At 47.9% G+C, this 1209-nt stretch carries 1 protein-coding gene; it reads left to right on the forward strand.

Features of this window, described 5'->3' with window-relative positions; genetic code table 11:
• Window positions 1-120: 120 nt before the first annotated feature.
• A complete protein-coding gene (locus tag FD32_RS06285; RefSeq protein ID WP_056962141.1) occupies window positions 121-1149 on the forward strand; it encodes an IS30 family transposase in 1029 nt (342 codons plus the stop codon).
• The last annotated feature ends 60 nt before the right edge of the window (window positions 1150-1209 follow it).

The raw sequence follows: 1209 nt of genomic DNA on the forward strand, positions 1-1209 counted from the left end.
CCCCGATTTAAAATTGAAGTGCAACACTTGATAACTAGACCAATTAGACTAGCTTAAAAGGCCATGAAGGCCTATTCTTATTATTAACGACAAAATCAACAGATAAGGATAGGTGTCTTCATGACCCAAACTAAGAATATCATGCCTAAGCATTACCAACAACTCCAATCTTTTGAACGCGGTCAAATTGAGTCCCTGACTCGATTAGGATTTGGCGTTCGTCAGATCGCCAGCCGGCTTCACCGGAGTCCCAGCACCATTTCTCGCGAATTAAAACGCGGGTTAACCACCCAGATTGATTCCCAGAAACATCGGTCATATCAGGGCTACTTTGCCGAGCGCGGGGCGGCTTACTATCGAGAACAGCGGGCCAAGTGTCACCCCAAAGGTTTACTGCAGCGGGCTGCCGTGTTCTTCAAGTCCCTGCCGAAAGCTTTAAAAGCTAAGCCACGAGTTTTCAGTGTCGATACGTATGTCCACTATTTCAAAGCTCATTACCCGGGCTTTCCCTGCCCATCAACGGCTACGGTCTATCGGTATATCGAGGCTGGCAAGCTCCCGGAGCTTCACAACTATGATTTACCCATGAAGCTACGTCGCCGCGTTAAACGCCCGAATCACCGACATGCCCGCCTGAATAAAAAACGGCTTGGACAGTCCATTGAAGACCGGCCCGCAGTGGTTCGGAAACGTCAGGAGTTGGGCCATTGGGAAGGCGACTTAGTGAAAGCCAAACGGGTTGAGTCCGAACCAGCTTTAATGACGTTAACCGAGCGAGTTAGCCGGATGGAAATTATCGTTAAATTGCCTGATTACCGGGCAGAGACTTGCCGGCAAGCCCTCCAAGATACGATTGATGATTACGGTGCAGAAAACTTTCGGACGATCACGTTTGACAACGGCTCGGAATTCGCTAGTTTAAATCAGGTTCAAGGAACGGAAATCTACTTTGCCCATCCATATTCTCCCTGGGAACGGGGCACTAATGAGAATGTGAATGGTCAATTAAGAGAGTTCTTCCCAAAGGGGCATTCCTTTAAGAACCTCTCATTAGTGGATCTGCAGTTGGTTCAGGACACGCTGAATCACCGTCCCCGCCGCTGTTTAAGCTATAGTTGTCCAGCGGATGTTATGCCACAACTGGTTTAACTTTCTAGACCAATTATAAGAATAGGCCATTAGTGTTGCACTTAACTTGACAATTGAGGA

It is taken from the genome of Limosilactobacillus panis DSM 6035 (assembly GCF_001435935.1).
Lineage (GTDB): Bacteria > Bacillota > Bacilli > Lactobacillales > Lactobacillaceae > Limosilactobacillus > Limosilactobacillus panis.

Coding starts and splice junctions, on each gene's coding strand:
- FD32_RS06285 (WP_056962141.1), top strand. CDS start 121: ATGACCCAAACTAAGAATATCATGCCTAAGCATTACCAACAACTCCAA.